This window comes from Bordetella ansorpii (assembly GCF_900078315.1).
Taxonomy (GTDB): domain Bacteria; phylum Pseudomonadota; class Gammaproteobacteria; order Burkholderiales; family Burkholderiaceae_B; genus Bordetella; species Bordetella ansorpii.
This window is the reverse complement of sequence record NZ_FKBS01000014.1, coordinates 852164-870075: the sequence shown is the minus strand read 5'-3', so window position 1 is coordinate 870075 and position 17912 is coordinate 852164. Positions and strand designations below refer to the sequence as shown.

Genomic DNA, 17912 nt, shown 5'->3' with positions numbered 1-17912 from the left:
ATGGACCTAGACGAGGAACAGCAGATAACGGGCGCCGGCATCCGGCGGGGTGATGAATTCGGTGGCGCCGTACAGTTGATAGCGCAGGCAGTCGCCCGGCTTCAGCGCATGTGTGCGCTGCTCGACCGTCAGTTGCAGGCTGCCTTCCAGCAGCACCAGGTGATGTTCCAGGCCGGGCCGCGGCGAAGCGTCGTAGGCGATGCGGGTATTGGCAGGCAGCGTGCATTCCAGCACTTCGCCCGCCAGCGCATGGGCCGGCGGCGACACCGAACGGCGCTCGAAACCCGCCTGGGGATCGACCCACACCGGCTGGTCGCCGCGCCGCACCACGGGGGCGTAGTCGTCCTCGATCAGGCGCATCAGGCGCGACAGCGTCAGGCCATAGGCCGTGCACAGGCGGCCCAGCACCTGGGTGGTGGGACTGACGTCGGCATTTTCCAGGCGGGACAGCGTGGAACGGCTGACCCGGCTGCGCGTGGCCAGGTCGTCCAGCGACCAGCCACGCTCGGCGCGCAGGGCCTTCAGGCGCTGCGCGATATGGCGATCCATGTCTTCGGGAGAAGCGGCAAGATTTTCCATATGTGGGATTTTATCCCTAATATGGAAATTGACAATCGAATATCGCGCTCCACACGCGGACGGGGGCTACCCGGCCAGAACGCCGTTCGAAAAGCCGCATCCCTGGTGGGAAACGCCCACCAGGTCGTCTCCGGTCAGGCTACCGCTGGCCGCGCGTCGCCTGCCACTGCCCGCGCCATCAGGATCTCGTCGTGGTAGCGCTCGCCCACCTTCAACGCCTGCGGCTCGCGCGCATATTCCTCGAATCCCAGGCGCCGATACAGACGCAACGCCGCGTCGTTGCCCACCGTGACCGTCAGCCTGACCCCTTCGACACGCCCAAGGGCCTCGTCCAGCACGGCCTGCACCAGGGCAGGCGCCACGCCGGTTCCACGGGCGCGCGGGCTGACGTACATGCCCCACAGCACGCCCTTGTGCCGCAGCTTCGGCGATGCGGGCACCAGCAGCCCCGCCGACCCGACCAGTGCGCCTTGCGCATCGAAGGCGCCGGCCACGAAACCGTCGCGCAGGCGCGCGGCGAACCACGGCAGTTCGTGCGCCTGCTCGTCTTCCCACGACGAGGCAAAGGCCTCGGGACGGTCGAGCAATGCCTCCAGCCGCAACGCCTTATAGGCGTGCGCGTCATCCTCGCCCAACCGGCGCAAGGTATATCCCGCTTCCACGTTCACTCCTTCGGTCTGTGGCCATTGGCGCGGCGCGCATCGGCGATCCGGCGCATCACCTCGTCCAGATCGTTCATGTTGTAGGGCTTGAGCAGGTGGATCGCGCCCGCCAGCCCTTCGCGGTCTCGTCCGCCGGGCAGCACTTCCATGCCCGAGGCGAACACCACGCTCAGCCCCGGCAGGATGCGCCACGCCCGCTCGGCCAGCTCCACGCCCGATTCACCGGGCAGGCTGACATCGGTGATGAGCACCTGCGGACGGCGCGTGCGCAGCGCCGACAGCGCCTCTTCGGCGTTGCCCGCCTCGGATACCGAATGCCCCAGACTGCCCAGCATCTCCGCGGTGTTGCCCCGGATCAGCTCGTCGTCCTCGACCAGCAGCACCTGCAACCCCGCTTCCGCGGGGGGACGCGGCGCGGCAGCGGCCACTCGCGGCGCCGGCTTCCGGGTCTTCTCGGCCGCCTGGCGCGCGGCGTTGTGCTGCTGCTGGTTGCGCAGCACGTGGCGGATCTTGCGCGCCAGGGCCTCGCGCGTATAGGGCTTGCTCAGCAGCTCGATGCCTTCGTCCAGGCGGCCGCCGTGCACGATGGCGTTGTCGGTGTAGCCGGACGTGAACAGCACCGCCACATTGGGCAGCCGTTCGCGTGCCTTGCGCGCCAGTTCGGGACTGCGCAAGGGGCCGGGCATCACCACGTCGGTGAACACCAGGTCCATCGGCATGCCGCTCTCGATGATGGCCAGCGCACTGCTGGCATCCTTGGCACGCAGCACGCGATAGCCCAGTTCCGACAGCAGATCGACCACCGTGGCGCGCACCTCTTCATCGTCCTCGACCACCAGCACGGTCTCGGTGCCGCCAGCGATGGGGCCGGCATCCACTTCGGTCTCCAGGTCTTCTTCCTGGCGCTCGCGAGGCAGGTACAGGCGTACCGTGGTGCCCTGTCCGGGCTCGCTATAGATATTGACGTGGCCGTTGGACTGGCGCACGAAGCCGTAGACCATGCTCAGGCCCAGGCCGGTGCCCTGCCCTTCGGACTTGGTGGTGAAGAAAGGCTCGAAGACCTGCGCCAGCACGTCCGCCGTCATGCCCGAACCGGTATCGGTCACCGCCACCATCACGTACTGGCCGGGCGTCACGTCGGCGTGCCGCAAGGTATAAGCGTCATCCAGCAGCGCATTGCCGGCCTCGATGGTCAGCCGGCCATGCCCGTTCATGGCGTCGCGCGCGTTGATGGCCAGGTTCAGCAGCGCGTTTTCGACCTGATAGGGATCGACCAGCGTGTTCCACAGGCCGCCCGAGATGACGGTCTCGATCTCCACGCCGTCGCCCAGGGCCCGCCGCAGCATGTCGTCCATGGCGCGGATGAAGCGGCCGAGATTCACGACCTTGGGCGCCAGCGGCTGGCGTCGGCCGAAGGCCAGCAGTTGCGAGGCCAGCTGCGCGCCCCGCGCGACGCCGCCCTGCGCATTGCGCAGGCGTTGCTCGGCCTTGTCGTTGCCGGCTACGTCGCGGGCCAGCAACTGCAGATTGCCGCTGATGACCTGCAGCAGATTGTTGAAATCGTGCGCCACGCCGCCCGTCAGCTTGCCCACCGCCTCCATCTTCTGTGCCATGCGCAGCGCCTCTTCCGCCTGGCGCAGCGCCGCGGCGGACTCCAGGTCGGCGGTCACGTCGCGTCCCACCCCGTGCAGCCAGGCGCTGACCGGATCGGCATACAGCGTCCAGGCGATGGTGCGCCATTGGCCATCGGCCGTGCGCACGCGGTTCTGGCAGCGGATCGGCCGGCGGGTGGCGCGCAGGGTCTCCAGTTGCCGGCGCAGTTCGGGCAGGTCGTCGGGATGGATCAGTTCGCCATAGGGCTGTGCCATCAGGGTGTCGTGCGGATAGCCCAGCACCCGGGTCCAGGCCGGACTGAAGCGCAGCAGGCGGCCCGTGTAATCGGCCACCACCAGCAGGTCTTCGCTCAGGTCCCACAGGCGGTCGCGCTCGGCCAGCACCTCGGACACGCGCTGCTCCAGCCCTTCGTTCAACTGCGCCAGCGCGGCCTGCGCCTTGGCGCGTTCATCGATCTCGACCTGCGCCGCGCGGTACAGCCGCGCATTGTCGATGGCCACGGACGCCTGCGCGGCGATGCCGACCAGCACGCGTTCGGAACGTTCGGTGAAGATGCCGGTTTGCGGATGCCCGAAGAACAGGCCGCCCAGCACCTCGCCCGTACGCGACACCACCGGCGCGGCCAGGTAGCTGCGCACCGGCAGATGCCCCTCGGGCATGCCGCGGTGCGGCTCGTTGCGGCCATAGCGCGGATCGGCCAGGATGTCGTCCGAGCGCACGATGCCCTCGCCCCGGAACGTGGGCCCGAACACCGCGGTGTTGCGCGGCATGGGGAATGCCTCGAAGGCCTCGCGCGGCGCGCCCGACAGCGCATACAGCGTGTAGGATTCACCGTGGCCGTCCAGCACGTTGTAGAAGAACGAACCGAACGCCGCGCCGGTCAGTTCGGTGGCCGCGTCGGTCACGATCTGCACCGCGCGGCCCAGGTCCAGCTCGGCGGCCACCGCCACGCCCACCTGGTTCAGCAGCTCCAGCATGCGCGTTTCTTCGCGCAGGCGCTGTGCGGCCTCCTGGCGCACCCGAGCCAATTGCAGATTGCTGGCCACGCGGGCCAACAGCTCGCGCGCCGCGAAAGGCTTGGTCAGGTAGTCGTCGGCGCCCGCGTCCAGGCCCTCGACGCGCGCCTCTTCGCCCGCGCGCGCGGACAGCAGCAGGACCGGAATGCCGCGCAGCTCCGTGTCGTTGCGCAATGCGGCCAACAGGCCGAACCCATCCAGCCTGGGCATCATGATGTCGGAAAGCACCACGTCGGGCGGATCCGCTCGCACCTGCTCCAGCGCGGCCTCGCCATCCACCGCCGTCTCGACGCGGTAGCCGGCCGTGCGCAGGATGCGGCTCATGTAGTCGCGCAGGTCGGCGTTGTCGTCCACCACCAGCACGCGCGCGGGCTCGCCGCCCGAGGCCGGCGCCATGGGCATGGAGCCGGGCAGCGATTCGTCGGACAGGACCCGGCCGCTGTCGGGCAGCCAGCGCAACGTGGCGTCGACGTAGGCGCGGGCGTTCATGCTGGCCGGCGGACGGGGCGGCGCGTCCGCGGGCTGCGCCGGCGCATGCGCCACGCCCCAGGGCAACTCGACGGTGAACGCCGTGCCACATCCCACCTGGCTGTCCACCCGGATGCTGCCGCCCTGCAGCCGCACCAGCTCCTGCACCAGCGCCAGGCCGATGCCGCTACCCTCGATGCTGCGGCCCGCCGCGCCGTCCACGCGATGAAACCGGTCGAATACCCGCGGCAGTTCATGCGGCGGGATGCCGATGCCGGTATCGCGCACCTCCACCCGCACCGCGCCGCCATCGGGGCTGGGCGACACGCGGATCGCCACCGAACCCGTCATCGTGAACTTGAACGCGTTCGACATGAGGTTCAGGACGATCTTCTCCCACATCTCGCGATCGACGTAGACGGCATGGGGCATCGGCGGACAGTCCACCACCAGTTCCAGGCCCGCGCGGTCCATGGCGGAGCGGAACAGCGACGCCAGCTCCGCGGTCAGCGCGGACAGGTCGGTGGGCTGGTAGTCGACGTGCACCCGCCGCGCCTCGATGCGCGAGAAGTCCAGCAGCGAGTTCACCAGCGTCAGCAGGCGCAGGCCGTTGCGGTGCGTGATCCGGATCAGTTCGTGCCGCCCGTGCGTCGGGTCCGGCGCGTCCGCCAGCAGTTCTTCCAGCGGGCCCAGCATCAGGGTCAGCGGCGTGCGGAACTCGTGGCTGATGTTCGAGAAGAAAGCGGTCTTGGCCCGATCCAGCTCGGCCAGCGACTCGGCGCGGCGGCGTTCTTCTTCGTAGGCATGGGCGGCGCCGATGGTCGCGCCGATCTGCGCGGCCGTCATCGTCAGGAAGTCGCGATAGGCGGCATCGAGCAGCCGGTAAGGATTCAGCCCCACGATCAACAGGCCCACGCGGCCGTTCTCGCCCACGATGGGCACCGGCACGATGGCGGCCTGGTCTGGCGCGTGCTTCCAGGGCCCTGCCGGCAGCGTCTCGCCGAAGCGCTGCCGCAGGCCCGTCGCCACCCGCAGTTCCTGGACCGGACCGTGCATGGGCCACGGGCCTTGTCCGTCCCACAGCAGCGTCTCGGGCGCGGCGGGATGGCCGGGCTCCATGCCGCTGGCCCCGGCCAGCATGGCGTCGCCGCTTTGCGGATCGGGGAGATAGAGCAGCGCGAACGGCATGTCCTGGGCATCGGCCGACAGGGCCCGGGCACTGAGTTCGCAGGCTTCGCGCCACGAACGCGCGTTGGCGGTGGAGGCGCCCAACTCGCGCAGCAGGCTCAACTGGCGCTCGCCCACCACCCGCCGCGTATCGTCGCTATTGGCGCAGATGATGCCGGCGGCGCGCCCCTGCTCATCCGGGATGGGGCTGTAAGAAAACGTGTAGTAGGTTTCCTCGGGATACCCGTTGCGCTCCATCAGGAGCAGCTTCGCTTCCACGTAAGTGCCGCCGCTTCCCTGCATCGCGGTGCTGAGCAGCGGCTCGATGTCCGCCCATATCTCGTGCCAAACGACTTCGGCAGGCTGGCCCAGGGCAGCGGGATGCTTGCCGCCGATGATGGATTTGTAGGGGTCGTTGTAGAAAAAGATCAGCTTCGGCCCCCAGCCGATCCAGATGGGCTGGCTGGAAGACAGCATGATGCGAAGGGCCGTTTTCAGGCTCGGCGGCCACTGGTCCGGCGAGCCGAGCCCGGTGACGGACCAATCGTGTGCGCGGATCAATGCGCCCATCTCGCCGCCGCCGGCCAGAAAGTTCGAAGCCCGGGCGACTCTGCCGGCCGTCTCGTCGGGGAAATCCGCTTGTCTCACTGCTGCTCCTGGCGCTCCGTCCTCGGAGGCATGCGCAAAGGCGTGGTGGATGTCATTGCTCGGCCCGATGATGCGCCGAAAAATATAGCACTGGCCCCGGGCAAGGGCGCTGCCGCGAAAAACTGCTTACATCAACGGTACACCCGGTATCGGCAGGCTATCATGGCGGGCTGGTAGGCTTACCGAGATCGACACATCAGCATGACCACCGACATGCCCGACGCCGGCCCACCGCCCGATAATCAAAAACACCTCATGACCAGCGACCTGACGTTTCCGGTCGTCGGTATCGGTGCGTCCGCGGGCGGCATCGAAGCGCTGAAGGTGTTCTTCGAGAACATGCCGGCCAAGCCCGACATGGCCTTCGTGGTGGTCCTGCATCTGTCGCCCAGGCACGAAAGCGTGGCGCACCGCATCCTGCAAACCGTTACCGACCTGCCCATCGTGCAGGTCACGCACACGATGCCGGTGCAGAAGAACCACGTGTACGTCATCCCGCCGGCCGCCGGGCTGCAGATGAACGACGGCTACCTGCGCCTGAAGGCGCACGAGCGCCCCATGGGCCAGCCCATCGCCATCGACGTGTTCTTCCGCGCCCTGGCCGACGTGCACAAGAGCAAGAGCATCGGCATCATCCTGACCGGAGGCGGTTCCGACGGCTCGGTAGGCCTGGCCCGCATCAAGGAACAGGGCGGCGTCACCCTCGCCCAGCAGCCCGACGACGCGCAGCACGACGCCATGCCGCGCAACGCCATCGCCACCGGCATGGTCGACATCATCCTGCCCGTGGCGCAGATGCCGGCCCGCCTGAAGGACATCTGCGAAAACATGGCGCGCATCCACATGCCCGCCCCGGTGGGCGACCCGCTGGATCCGGACAGCCCCGAACATGCCCACGAGGAAAGCCCTGCCGAGCGCACCGCGCTGCGCGACATCCTCACCCTTCTGCGCACCCGCACGGGCCACGATTTCAGGCACTACAAGAAAGCCACCGTGCTGCGCCGCATCGAGCGGCGCATGCAGGTCACGGGCGTGCCCGACATGCAGAGCTATGCGGCCATGCTGCACCAGACCGCCGAGGAAACGCCCAAGCTGCTGGGCGACATGCTGATCGGCGTCACGCAATTCTTCCGCGACCAGGAAGCCTACGAGGCGCTGGAGCAGCAGGCGATCGTTCCGCTGGTCAATGGCCGCGACGGCACCCCGCCGCCCTCGGTTCGCGTCTGGACGGCCGGCTGCGCCACCGGCGAAGAGGCCTATTCCATGGCCATGCTGCTGTCCAGCCACGCCGAGAAACTGCCCTCGCCGCCCCGCCTGCAGGTGTTCGCCACCGACATAGACGAACCGTCGCTGGCCACCGGCCGCGCCGGCCTGTACCCGGCCGCCATCGACACCGACGTGTCGGCCGGCATGCTGCACAGCTACTTCACCAAGGACGAGGCGGGCTACCGCATCAAGAAAGAGATCCGCGAGCGGGTGCTGTTCGCGCCGCACAACGTCCTGCGCGATCCGCCGTTTTCCAAGCTCGACCTGGTCACGTGCCGCAACCTGCTGATCTACCTGGACCGCGAGGTGCAGGTGGACGTGCTGCGCATGTTCCATTTCGCGCTGAAGCCGGGCGGCTTCCTGTTCCTGGGCAGCTCCGAATCGGCGGACGCGTGCGAGAACCTGTTCACCGTGGTGGACAAGCGCAACCGCCTGTACCAGGCCAAGGGCACGGCCTACGTGCACCGCACCATCCCCACGCTGCCCACCACCAACTTCGACAAGATCCTGCGCACCGTGCCCAGCGAAAGCGTGCCGAGCCGGCGCGGCAAGACCTCGTTCGCTGAAATCCACCAGCGCGCGCTCGAGCAATACGCGCCGCCCAGCGTCATCGTGGACCACGAAGCCAACATCGTCCACATGTCCGACCGCGCGGGCCGCTTCCTGCGTCACGCGGGCGGCGAGCCCTCGCGCAACCTGCCCACGCTGGTGCAGCCCGAGCTGCGCATGGAACTGCGCACCGCCATGTTCCAGGCCCTGCACTCGCGCAAGAGCGTCGAGGCGCGCCGCGTCGAGATGACCGTGGGCGAACGGCGCATGTACGTCAACATGGTGGTGCGCCCGTTCCGCCATGAAGAAAGCGGCAGCGACTTCATGCTGGTGATCTTCGACGAGGTCGAAGCCATCATGAGCGAGCATGACGGCGTGCAGGCGGGCAAGGCGGCCACCAGCATGCTGGCGCAACTGGAAGCCGAACTGCAGCAGGCGAAAGACCGGCTGCAGCTGACGATGGAGCAATCCGAGACCTCCACCGAAGAGCTGAAGGCCTCCAACGAGGAACTGCAGGCCATCAACGAGGAACTGCGTTCGGCCACCGAGGAACTCGAAACCGGCAAGGAAGAACTGCAGTCCGTCAACGAAGAGCTGGTCACGGTCAATTCCGAGCTGAAGTCCAAGGTCGAGGAAACCGCCAAGATCAACGACGACCTGCAGAACCTGATCGCCTCGACCGACATCGCCACGGTGTTCGTCGATCGCTCCATGCGCATCAAGTGGTTCACACCGCGCGCCACGGACATCTTCAGCGTCATCGCCAGCGACGCCGGCCGTTCGCTGCTGGACATCACGCACCGCCTGAACTACCCCGACCTGGCGCGCGACGCCGCCAGCGTGTTCGACTCGCTGCGCATGGTCGAGCGCGAGGTCAGCAGCGGCGACGACCGCTGGTACCTGGCGCGCCTGTTGCCCTACCGCAGCGCCGAGCACCGCATCGAGGGCGCGGTGCTCACCTTCATCGACATCACCGACCGCTGCAAGGCCGAGGAACGCCTGCGGCTGGGCGAGGCCCACATGCGGCTGATGGCGCAGAGCACGAAAGACTTCGCCATCATCACCATCGACCATAACGGCTGCATCGCCACCTGGAACTCGGGCGCGCACATCATCTTCGGCTACCGCGAGGACGAAGCCGTGGGCCAGCCGCTGGACATCATCTTCACCCGCGAAGACGTGGAGCACGGCGAACCCCAGAAGGAAATGGAACGCGCCCGCACGCGCGGCTATGCCTCGGACGAACGCTGGCTGCGCCGCAAGGACGGCTCGCGCATCTTCTGCACGGGCAGCATCAATCCGATGCGCGACGAGTCCTTCGACGGCTACGCCAAGATCGCCCGCGACGTCACCGAGCAGCGCCGCAAGGAAAGCGAGCAGGAGAACCGGCTGGAATCCTCCCGCGCGAACAGCAGCCTGAAGGACGAGTTCTTCGCGATCATGTCGCACGAGCTCAAGCATCCGCTGAACCTGATCCAGCTCAACGCCGATCTGCTGGCGCGCACGCCCGCGGTGCGCGGCTCGCCCAGCACCGCGCGCGCGGCCGAGACCATCCAGCATTCGGTGCGCAGCCAGGCGCGCATCATCGAAGACCTGCTGGACATGGCGCGCGTGCAGACGGGCAAGCTCAAGCTCAACCGCGGCGTGGTCAGCCTGACCGACACCGTCGAGAGCATCCTGAGCGTGCTGCGCCACACGGCGGCGTCGGCCGGCGTCGATCTGCTCAGCGACTACGACGCGGCCGACGCCCTGCTCATCGACGCGGACTCCACCCGCGTCGAGCAGATCATCTGGAACCTGCTGAACAACGGCATCAAGTTCACGCCCATCGACGGCTCGGTCAGCGTGTCGCTGGCACGCGACGGCAAAATGGCTCGCCTGGACGTGATCGACACCGGCGAAGGTATCGAGCCCGCTTTCCTGGCCAAGGTGTTCGACATGTTCAGCCAGGCGGACATGCGCCACCGCGGCATCAACCGCGACGGTCTGGGCATCGGCCTGGGCGTGGTCGGCCAACTGGTGCAGGCGCACGGCGGCAACATCGAGGCGCACTCCGAAGGCAAGGGCCGCGGCGCGCGCTTCTCGGTGTGGCTGCCCCTGGCCCAGCCGGCCCAGGCCGACGCCGAGCACGTGCCGGCGCCGCCCGCCGACGGACAGCTCACCGGCCTGCGCATCCTGATCGTGGACGACTCCGACGACATCCTCGACACCTTCCAGGCCCTGCTGGAAATGGAAGGCGCCCGGGTCGCCATCGCCAACAGCGGCGCGCAGGCCCTCGAAACGCTGGACGCGTCCACCGCCTATGACTTGATCATCTCGGACATCGGCATGCCCGGCATGGACGGATACCAGTTCATGGCCGAGGTGCGCAGCCGATTCCCGAGCCTGAGTATCCCCACCATCGCCCTGACCGGCTACGGTTCGAAAGACCACGTCGACCGCGCCGCACAGGCGGGTTTCACCACCCACCTGAACAAACCCATCCCATTGGACGCACTCGTCGAGGCCGTATCGCGCGCGCTAGGACGTTCTTGACGCAGGAAGCGCGCCGCCCGCGCGTCCGCAGCCACCGGAGAAGACCATGCCTGACTTGCCCAGGAACGCATCGTCCGATCAGACCGTACAGGAAGCCGCGGTCATCCAGCAGGAACTGGCCAGCGAACTGAAATATCGCCTGGCCAAGACGCCGGAGCGCGCCACCGAGGACGACTGGCTGGTGGCCATCTGCATGGTGGTGCGCCGCCGCGTCGTCACCGCGCTGCTGGCCACCCAACACCGGCGCCAGGCCAATCCGGCCAAGAAGGTGTACTACCTGTCGATGGAGTTCCTGGTCGGCCGCTCGCTGGTCAGCAACCTGCTGTCGCTGGGCATGCTGGAGCCCGCCCGCATGGCCATGGCAAACCTGGGCCTGGACCTGGAGCGCATCGCCGACCGCGAGCACGACGCCGCTTTGGGCAACGGCGGCCTGGGCCGGCTGGCCGCGTGCTTCGTCGAATCCCTGGCCACGATGGACCTGCCCGGCATGGGCTGCGGCATCAAGTACGACTACGGCCTGTTCCGCCAGGAGTTCGACGGCCCCGCGCAGGTCGAGCGCGCCGACTTCTGGGGCAGCGACCACAGCCCCTGGCTGATCGAACGCGCCGACGAAAGCTGCATCGTCAATCTGTACGGCCACGTCGAGGAAAGCCACGCTGCCGACGGCGCCTACCGCCCCACCTGGATTCCCGGCAACACGCTGCTGGGCATTCCGCACGACATGCCCATCATCGGCTACGGCGGCCGCGCGGCGAACCTGCTGCGGCTGTATTCCGCGAGGGCCTCCGAAGTGCTGGAGATGGGGGTCTTCAATGCCGGCGACTACGTGGGCGCGGTGCAACACCAGATCAGCACCGAAACCATCTCGAAAGTGCTGTACCCCTCGGACGAGCCCTCGCAGGGCCGCGAGCTGCGCCTGATCCAGGAGTACTTCCTGACGGCCTGCGCGATGAACGACATCCTGCGCGAATTCTCGGAAAGCGGGCTGCCCATCGAGAAGCTGCACACGCGCGCGGCCATCCAGCTCAACGACACGCACCCCACGCTGGTGATCGCCGAGCTGATGCGCCTGCTGGTGGATCACTACACGCTGCCGTGGGACGTGGCCTGGTCCGTCACGCGGGCCACCTGCAGCTACACCAACCATACGCTGCTGCCCGAAGCGCTCGAGCGCTGGCCGGTGGACCTGATGACCCGCGTGCTGCCGCGCCACATGCAGATCATCTACGAGATCAACGCCCGCCTGCTGCGCCGCGCGCGCGCGCACTGGGGCGACGACGATCCGCGCGTCGCCGCGGTATCGCTGATCGAGGAAGGCGGCACTCGGCACGTGCGCATGGCGCACCTGGCCATCGTGGGCAGCCACTCCATCAATGGCGTGGCGCAATTGCACACCGAGCTGATCAAGCAATCGCTGGTGCCGCATTTCTACGAACTGATGCCCGAGCGCTTCAACAACAAGACCAACGGCATCACGCCGCGCCGCTGGCTGGCGCAGGCCAATCCGCCGCTGGCCGCGCTGCTCGACCAGACGCTGGGGCCCGAATGGGTGGTCGAACTGGAGCGCCTGCGCGAACTGACCCGCCACCAGGACGACCCCGACTTCATCGAACGGCTGGCCCGCATCAAGCTGGCCAACAAGGAACGCCTGGCGCGCCACGTGCACGGCAGCATGGGCGTGCTGCTGGATCCGGCCTCGCTGTACGACGTGCAGATCAAGCGCATCCACGAGTACAAGCGGCAGCTGCTGCACGTCCTGCACATCATCCACCTGTACCTGCGCATCGTCGACCATGGCGACGACGTGGCGCCGCGCACCCACGTCTTCGCCGGCAAGGCCGCCCCCGGCTATGCCGCCGCCAAGCGCATCATCCACCTGATCCGCAGCGTGGCGCGCACCATCAACGGCGACCCGCGCTGCCGCGGCCGGCTCAACGTGGTGTTCCTGCCCGACTACAAGGTGACGCTGGCCGAGCGCATCATCCCGGCCGCCGACGTGTCCGAGCAGATCTCGACGGCCGGCACCGAGGCCTCGGGCACCGGCAACATGAAACTGGCGCTGAACGGCGCGCTGACGGTGGGCACGCTGGACGGCGCCAACATCGAGATTCGCGACTGCGTGGGTCCCGAGAATTTCTATGCCTTCGGCCTGCTGGCCGAGGAAGTGGGCGCCATGCGGCGCGACGGCAGCTACCACCCCGCGCAATACGCCGCGCGCAGCCCTGCGCTGGCCGAAGTGCTGGACACGCTGATCGACGGCCGCTACGACTCGGACCGCGGGCAGTACCGGCTGCTGTACGACGAACTGATGCGCCGCGACCACTATTTCCACCTGGCGGATTTCGATGCCTACGTGGATGCGCACCGCACCATCGCGCGGGACTTCACCGACAGGCAGGCCTGGCACCGCAAGGCGCTGCATTGCATGGCGCACCTGGGACATTTCTCCAGTGACCGCACGGTGCGCGAGTACGCGCGCGAGATCTGGAAGCTGGAAGGGGCGTAGGCGCATACATGGCGGGGCCCGGTTCGGCCCGCCGGCCAGCGGCGCGCGCGCGCCCCGCGCTCAGGCGTCGCGCAGCAGGTCGTTCTCGTTCAGGATCGCGAACGCAATGTCCGGATTGCGTTCGAAGCAGCGGCGGATGGCCGCGGGAATGGACTGGCGCGTCTTGCTGCACAGGCCCGGCCGCTCTTCCAGGCGGATGTTGAAGCCACGCATGGTCCGCACTTCGTTGTCGCTGGGAGAGATGGTCAGCGTCACGCCCAGCAGCGACTGGATACGCGCTTCCATGCGGCGCAGGTCCTCCAGCGTGGCCACGTTCTCCAGCCGCTCGACCAGCTTCTTTTCCTCGGCCTTGGTCAACATCAGGATGCGCCTGTCGCCCGTGGGATCATCGCGCAGGGCATCGTGGCCACAGTCGCAGGCTCCGGGCGGACAAGGTTGGCGCAGCGGGGGAAAGTCAGTCATGGATACGGGGCAGCGCGCGAGCCGTGGCGGCCCTGGCGCGCGCAATCGGAAACAGGGCGCAAACGCTATTTATACAGCGTCCCGGCTGCGCGGCGCCCCCCGCCGCTCGACCCGTTCGGCCAGCAGCGGATACAAGGCGTCGGGTTCCATGGGCCGCGCGATGAAAAATCCCTGCACTTCGTCGCAGCCCCACTGCACCGAGAGATCGCGCAATTGCAGGGTCTCGACCCCCTCGGCCACCACGCGGTGGCCCAGTTGCTTGGCCAGGCCCACGATGGCCTGCACGATCAGCGCGGCGCGCGCGTTGGACGACACCGAACGCACCAGCGCGTTGTCCAGCTTGAGCACGTCGTAGGGTAGTTTGGCCAGTTGCGAGAGGTTGCTGTAGCCGGCGCCGAAGTCGTCCACGGCGATCTCGATGCCGCAGCGCTCCAGGCTTTCCAGCATGTCCATGGTGGCGGGATCGGCGCGTACCAGCGAGCCTTCCGTCAGCTCCAGTTCGATGCAGCCGGCGCCGATGCCGTTGGCCGCCATCACGCCACGCAGCACCGCGCTGAAGTCCGGCCGCTTCAGGTCGGACGCGGCCACGTTGATGGACATCTTCAGGTTGGGCATCGTCTTGCGCCACTCGGCCAACTGCGACACGGCGCGAGCCAGCACCCAGTCGGTCAGCAGCGGCATCAGCGTGGTGCCTTCCAGCAACGGGATGAACTCGGTCGGCGAAATCTCGCCCAGCAGCGGATGCCGCCAGCGCACCAGCGCCTCGACCGAGGTCCAGATGCCGTCGCTCAGGCGTTCGCGCGGCTGGTAGACCAGGCGCAGTTGATCCGGCGCCTGCACCGCCTGGCGGATGGAGTTGATGATGAGCACGTGCCGCCGCTGGCGCTGCACCAACTGCAGGTCGAACACGCCGACCGGCACGCCGCGCTCGCGCGCCGACTCGGACACCGCGAACAGGGCGCTGATCAGTTGCGGCAACTGGTTGCGCTGCACCGGCAGCACGCCCGCGTATGCAGCCAGATTCAACGGCAGGTCGTCGTCCACCGTGATGGGGTTGTCGAAGCGCGCCACGCAGCCCGCGGCCAACCGGCGCACGTCGTCCTGCCTGCCCGAGCACATGAAACCGAAGCGCGCCAGGCCCAGCCGATAGGCCCGGCATCCGCTGGGCAGCGACGCCAGGATGCGGGCAGCCATGCGTTCGATGGCCCGCTCGACCTGCGCCAGGCCCACCGCCACCACCAGGCGCGTGATGTTGTCCAGCGGGACCACGTCGATCATCGCGGCCCACAGGTCGGTGTCCTGCGCACGCGGCTGGTCCAGCGCCACGCGGGCATCGCGCACGAACTGGCCGCGGTTGCCCAGGCCAGTCAGACGATCCCGGTAGTGAAAGTCGCGCAGCGTCTGCATGCGGTCGACGACGTGCGCGGCGAGCCGCTCCAGCAACCGACGCCCCCTGGGGGTCAGCGGCGGACGGCCCGCGCAATCGAACAGCATCAGCATACCCAGCGGCTGGCCCGCCTTGTCGACCAGGGGGCAGCGCATGAACTCGGCCAGCGGCGGCTCGTCGTTGGCGGGCTCCATATCGGCCAGCGCGAACTGCATGAATGCCTGGACCAATTGCCCTGCGGCGTCCATGACGTATCCGGCAGTGGAATAGTGGTAACCCGCGGCGCGCGGCGAGGCATGGGTGAAGGTTTCGGGCACCTCCGCGTCGACGCGGATGACGGCGCAGGGGGCTTTGAACAGCGAAGCGGCAAGCAGCGCGGCCGACTCGTAATAGCCGCCCCCCGCAAAGCCGATCGGATACGGGGCATCCGATTCATCGATTGTCATCACGCTGTCACCCACTAGGGCCTGTTAACGCTAAAAGGAGCCTGGCAAGGCGCAACCAGTAGCGGGCACCCGGTAGCCGCCGTCGCGCCGATAATAAGACGGACGGATCGGACCCAAGCGCGCAAGCAGCGCACAACTGATCCCCCATATCTCGTAAATGGACTGCCCGCATGATTCGCATGAACCCGCCCACCGCACGCTTCGCGCAGCCTTTGCCCCTGCCTTATCGGCCGCCCTATGCCTGGCGTGGCGTCCTCGGCTTCCTGGCGCATCGCCACATCCTGGGCGTGGAGCATGTGGATGACTCGAACTATGCGCGTGCGCTGGAATGGATGCACGAGGGCGTGCCGCTGACGGGCTGGCTCGCTGTCGCGCACGAGCCGGGCAGCGAGATGTTATCGCTAACGCTGGCGCCCGGTCTGCAACCTGCCGCAGACGCGCTGCTCGGCCAGGCCGCGCGCGTCTTTGGCACCCCCTGCGATCCCGTGCCCGTCGACGCGCATCTGGGCGAGCTGGCGGCCGATCAGCCGGGCATGCGCGTGCCTGGCGCCTTCGATGGTTTCGAGATCGCGGTGCGCGCCATTGCCGGCCAGCAGATCTCGGTGCGCAATGCGCGCGGCATCCTGGCCCGGCTGTCGCAGCGTCACGGCGCCGCCGTGCCCGATGCGCCGCACGGGCTGACCCACGCCTTCCCCACCGCGCGGCGCATCGCACGGCTGCCGCTGGAAGAGGTGATCGCCTGCGGCCTGATCCGCATCCGCGCCGAAGCGATCCTCAGCATCGCGCGCGAGATCGATGCGGGCCGGCTGGACCTGCATCCGCGCGCGCCACGAGACGCCACGCTGGCCGCGCTGCACGCCATCCGCGGCGTGGGCGACTGGACGGTGCAGTACGTCGCCATGCGGGCGCTGAACGAGCCCGACGCCATGCCGACGGGCGATGCGGTGCTGAAGAAGCGGCTGGCGATGGCGGATGCCAAGGCATTGGAGGCGCATGCGCGGCGCTGGTCGCCGTGGCGGGCGCATGCCACGGTGCATGTCTGGCGGCGGCACGAAACGGATAGCGCCTAGGGCTGTGCGAATTCCGTCCGCAATCGCGCCAGCGCCGCCCGCATGGCCTGCGGCACCTCGGCGGGCCTGCGCTGCGCGCGGTCCACATAGACGTGCACGAAATGGCCCTGCGCGCTGCTGGCCTGGGCGCCTTCGCTGAACACCGCCAGTTCGTACCGCACGCTGGAGCGTCCGATGTGCGCCACGCGCAGCCCGATCGACAGTTCATCCGGAAACGTGATCGGCGCGAAGTAATGGCAACCCGTTTCCACCACCAGCCCGATCACCGGGCTGTTCAGGGCGTCGAGCACGCCCGCCTGCGTCAGGTAGCGGTTCACCGCGGTATCGAAGTACGAGTAATAGACGACGTTGTTGACGTGCCCATAGACGTCGCAGTCCATCCAGCGCAGCGGCATGGGCTCGAAATGCGTGAACGCGGCGCGCGGCAGCGGCTCGGGACGCACGGTTCTGGACGAAGGATTCGGATCGGTGGACAAGACGGGTTCCTCGGCGCTATCGGGTTCGGCGGCCCACCATCATAGGTCCGACGTGCCGCGCAGCACCGTCGGCACGAACTCGCGCATGATGTCGATGAAGCGCCGCAGCCGCGCCGGATAGAAGCGCGCGGGCGGATAGACCAGGTGCACGGGCAGCGGCGCGGCCTCCCATTGCGGCGCCAGATGCACCAGGTCGCCGCGCGCCAGGTCCTCGCGCATCAGCCACGACGATCCCATGCCCACGCCCAGCCCCAGCATGGCGGCGGTGCGCACCGCATACAGGCTGTCGGTGAACAGGCGCGGCTGGATGCCGAACGATTCGGTCTGGCCGGTTTCCAGGTGCTTGAGCACCACCTCGTTGCGGTAGAACGTGCGCAGCGCCACCCATGGCAGGCGGGCCAGTTCGGCGGGCTGCGCCGGGACCGCGCCGCCTTCGAGCACCGAAGGCGCCGCCACGATGATGCGTGGCACCTCGCCCAGCGGCAGCGCGATCACCGAGGGATCGGTCACCGTGCCGATGTGGATCGCGCAATCGATGCCGCCCGCGATGAAGTCCGGCGTGCGGTCGTACAGCAGCCACTCCACCGTCATGCGGGGATACTGCTTCAGGTATCGCACCAGCGGCTCGACGAACTGCTGCTGGCCGAAGGCATGCGGCGCCACCACGCGCAGCGTGCCGGACGGCTCGTCGCCCGCGCTGCGCACGTCGCTCTCGAAGGACTGCCATTGGGCAATCAGATCCTTGGCGCGCTCGTAGCAGCGCGCGCCGTCGTCCGTCAGCGTCATGGCATGGGTCGAGCGCTGCAGCAGGCGCACGCCCAGGGCGCGCTCCAATGTCTGCAGGCGGCGGCTGATGGTGGGCTGGGTGCCGCCCAACTGCGCCGCCGCGGCGGACAGGCTGCCCGCCTCGACGATGCGCACGAAGGTTTCCATCAGCATCAGGCGGTCGGCCCCGCCAGGGGGCATGGGAATCAGGCTTGTCATGCGCCAAACGTATAACCGATGTACCCGTCAAGCGTCTACCACAGGATGCTGCACCGCGGCAGAATGCCATCCATCGC

10 protein-coding genes are annotated in these 17912 nt (G+C 68.0%); 3 read left to right on the top strand and 7 right to left on the bottom strand.

Annotated features, from left to right (window positions below; translation table 11 throughout):
* Positions 1–6 precede the first annotated feature (6 nt).
* From A7W11_RS11630 to A7W11_RS11620, 3 genes are all read right to left on the bottom strand, one after another.
* A complete protein-coding gene (locus tag A7W11_RS11630) occupies positions 7–579 on the bottom strand; it encodes a helix-turn-helix domain-containing protein (RefSeq protein ID WP_066412084.1) in 573 nt (190 codons plus the stop codon).
* A gap of 134 nt (positions 580–713) precedes the next feature.
* Positions 714–1241 carry a GNAT family N-acetyltransferase gene (locus tag A7W11_RS11625; RefSeq protein WP_066412082.1) on the bottom strand — a complete coding sequence of 176 codons (528 nt, stop codon included), beginning with the start codon at positions 1239–1241 and terminating at the stop codon, positions 714–716.
* Between the two features lie 2 nt (positions 1242–1243).
* On the bottom strand, positions 1244–6154 hold the full coding sequence (locus A7W11_RS11620; protein ID WP_066412080.1) for a response regulator: 4911 nt from the start codon (positions 6152–6154) through the stop codon (positions 1244–1246).
* A gap of 201 nt (positions 6155–6355) precedes the next feature.
* Between A7W11_RS11620 and A7W11_RS11615 the strand changes: the two genes are divergently transcribed.
* Both A7W11_RS11615 and A7W11_RS11610 read left to right on the top strand, forming a co-directional pair.
* A complete protein-coding gene (locus A7W11_RS11615; RefSeq protein ID WP_066412078.1) occupies positions 6356–10504 on the top strand; it encodes a CheR family methyltransferase in 4149 nt (1382 codons plus the stop codon).
* Positions 10505–10550: 46 nt separating this feature from the next.
* Positions 10551–13010: a glycogen/starch/alpha-glucan phosphorylase gene (locus tag A7W11_RS11610; RefSeq protein ID WP_066412076.1), complete on the top strand. Its 2460-nt coding sequence runs from the start codon at positions 10551–10553 to the stop codon at positions 13008–13010.
* Between the two features lie 60 nt (positions 13011–13070).
* Here the strand turns inward: A7W11_RS11610 and A7W11_RS11605 are convergent, their stop codons facing one another.
* Together A7W11_RS11605 and A7W11_RS11600 are read right to left on the bottom strand one after the other, a co-directional pair.
* On the bottom strand, positions 13071–13472 hold the full coding sequence (locus A7W11_RS11605) for a hypothetical protein (RefSeq protein WP_066412073.1): 402 nt from the start codon (positions 13470–13472) through the stop codon (positions 13071–13073).
* Positions 13473–13541: 69 nt separating this feature from the next.
* Positions 13542–15305 carry a bifunctional diguanylate cyclase/phosphodiesterase gene (locus A7W11_RS11600; RefSeq protein WP_066412070.1) on the bottom strand — a complete coding sequence of 588 codons (1764 nt, stop codon included), beginning with the start codon at positions 15303–15305 and terminating at the stop codon, positions 13542–13544.
* A gap of 170 nt (positions 15306–15475) precedes the next feature.
* Here A7W11_RS11600 and A7W11_RS11595 point away from each other — a divergent pair, with 170 nt between their 5' ends.
* The gene (locus A7W11_RS11595; RefSeq protein ID WP_066412067.1) at positions 15476–16375 is read left to right on the top strand and encodes an AlkA N-terminal domain-containing protein; all 900 of its coding nucleotides are present in this window, start codon (positions 15476–15478) and stop codon (positions 16373–16375) included.
* Here the strand turns inward: A7W11_RS11595 and A7W11_RS11590 are convergent.
* Positions 16372–16770 (bottom strand): acyl-CoA thioesterase, encoded by a 399-nt coding sequence (locus tag A7W11_RS11590; RefSeq protein WP_082887252.1) that lies wholly within the window; start codon positions 16768–16770, stop codon positions 16372–16374. The two genes, A7W11_RS11595 and A7W11_RS11590, sit on opposite strands and share 4 nt — an antisense overlap.
* A 120-nt stretch (positions 16771–16890) precedes the next feature.
* Positions 16891–17835, bottom strand: a complete 945-nt coding sequence (locus A7W11_RS11585; RefSeq protein WP_066412061.1) for a LysR family transcriptional regulator — start codon at positions 17833–17835, stop codon at positions 16891–16893.
* Positions 17836–17912: the final 77 nt, after the last annotated feature.

Excerpts from the sequence above, each read along its gene's own strand:
- A7W11_RS11630 (WP_066412084.1), bottom strand. The coding sequence starts at position 579 with ATGGAAAATCTTGCCGCTTCTCCCGAAGACATGGATCGCCATATCGCG.
- A7W11_RS11615 (WP_066412078.1), top strand. The coding sequence starts at position 6,356 with ATGACCACCGACATGCCCGACGCCGGCCCACCGCCCGATAATCAAAAA.
- A7W11_RS11610 (WP_066412076.1), top strand. The coding sequence starts at position 10,551 with ATGCCTGACTTGCCCAGGAACGCATCGTCCGATCAGACCGTACAGGAA.
- A7W11_RS11605 (WP_066412073.1), bottom strand. The coding sequence starts at position 13,472 with ATGACTGACTTTCCCCCGCTGCGCCAACCTTGTCCGCCCGGAGCCTGC.
- A7W11_RS11600 (WP_066412070.1), bottom strand. The coding sequence starts at position 15,305 with ATGACAATCGATGAATCGGATGCCCCGTATCCGATCGGCTTTGCGGGG.
- A7W11_RS11595 (WP_066412067.1), top strand. The coding sequence starts at position 15,476 with ATGATTCGCATGAACCCGCCCACCGCACGCTTCGCGCAGCCTTTGCCC.
- A7W11_RS11590 (WP_082887252.1), bottom strand. The coding sequence starts at position 16,770 with ATGCCGCTGCGCTGGATGGACTGCGACGTCTATGGGCACGTCAACAAC.
- A7W11_RS11585 (WP_066412061.1), bottom strand. The coding sequence starts at position 17,835 with ATGACAAGCCTGATTCCCATGCCCCCTGGCGGGGCCGACCGCCTGATG.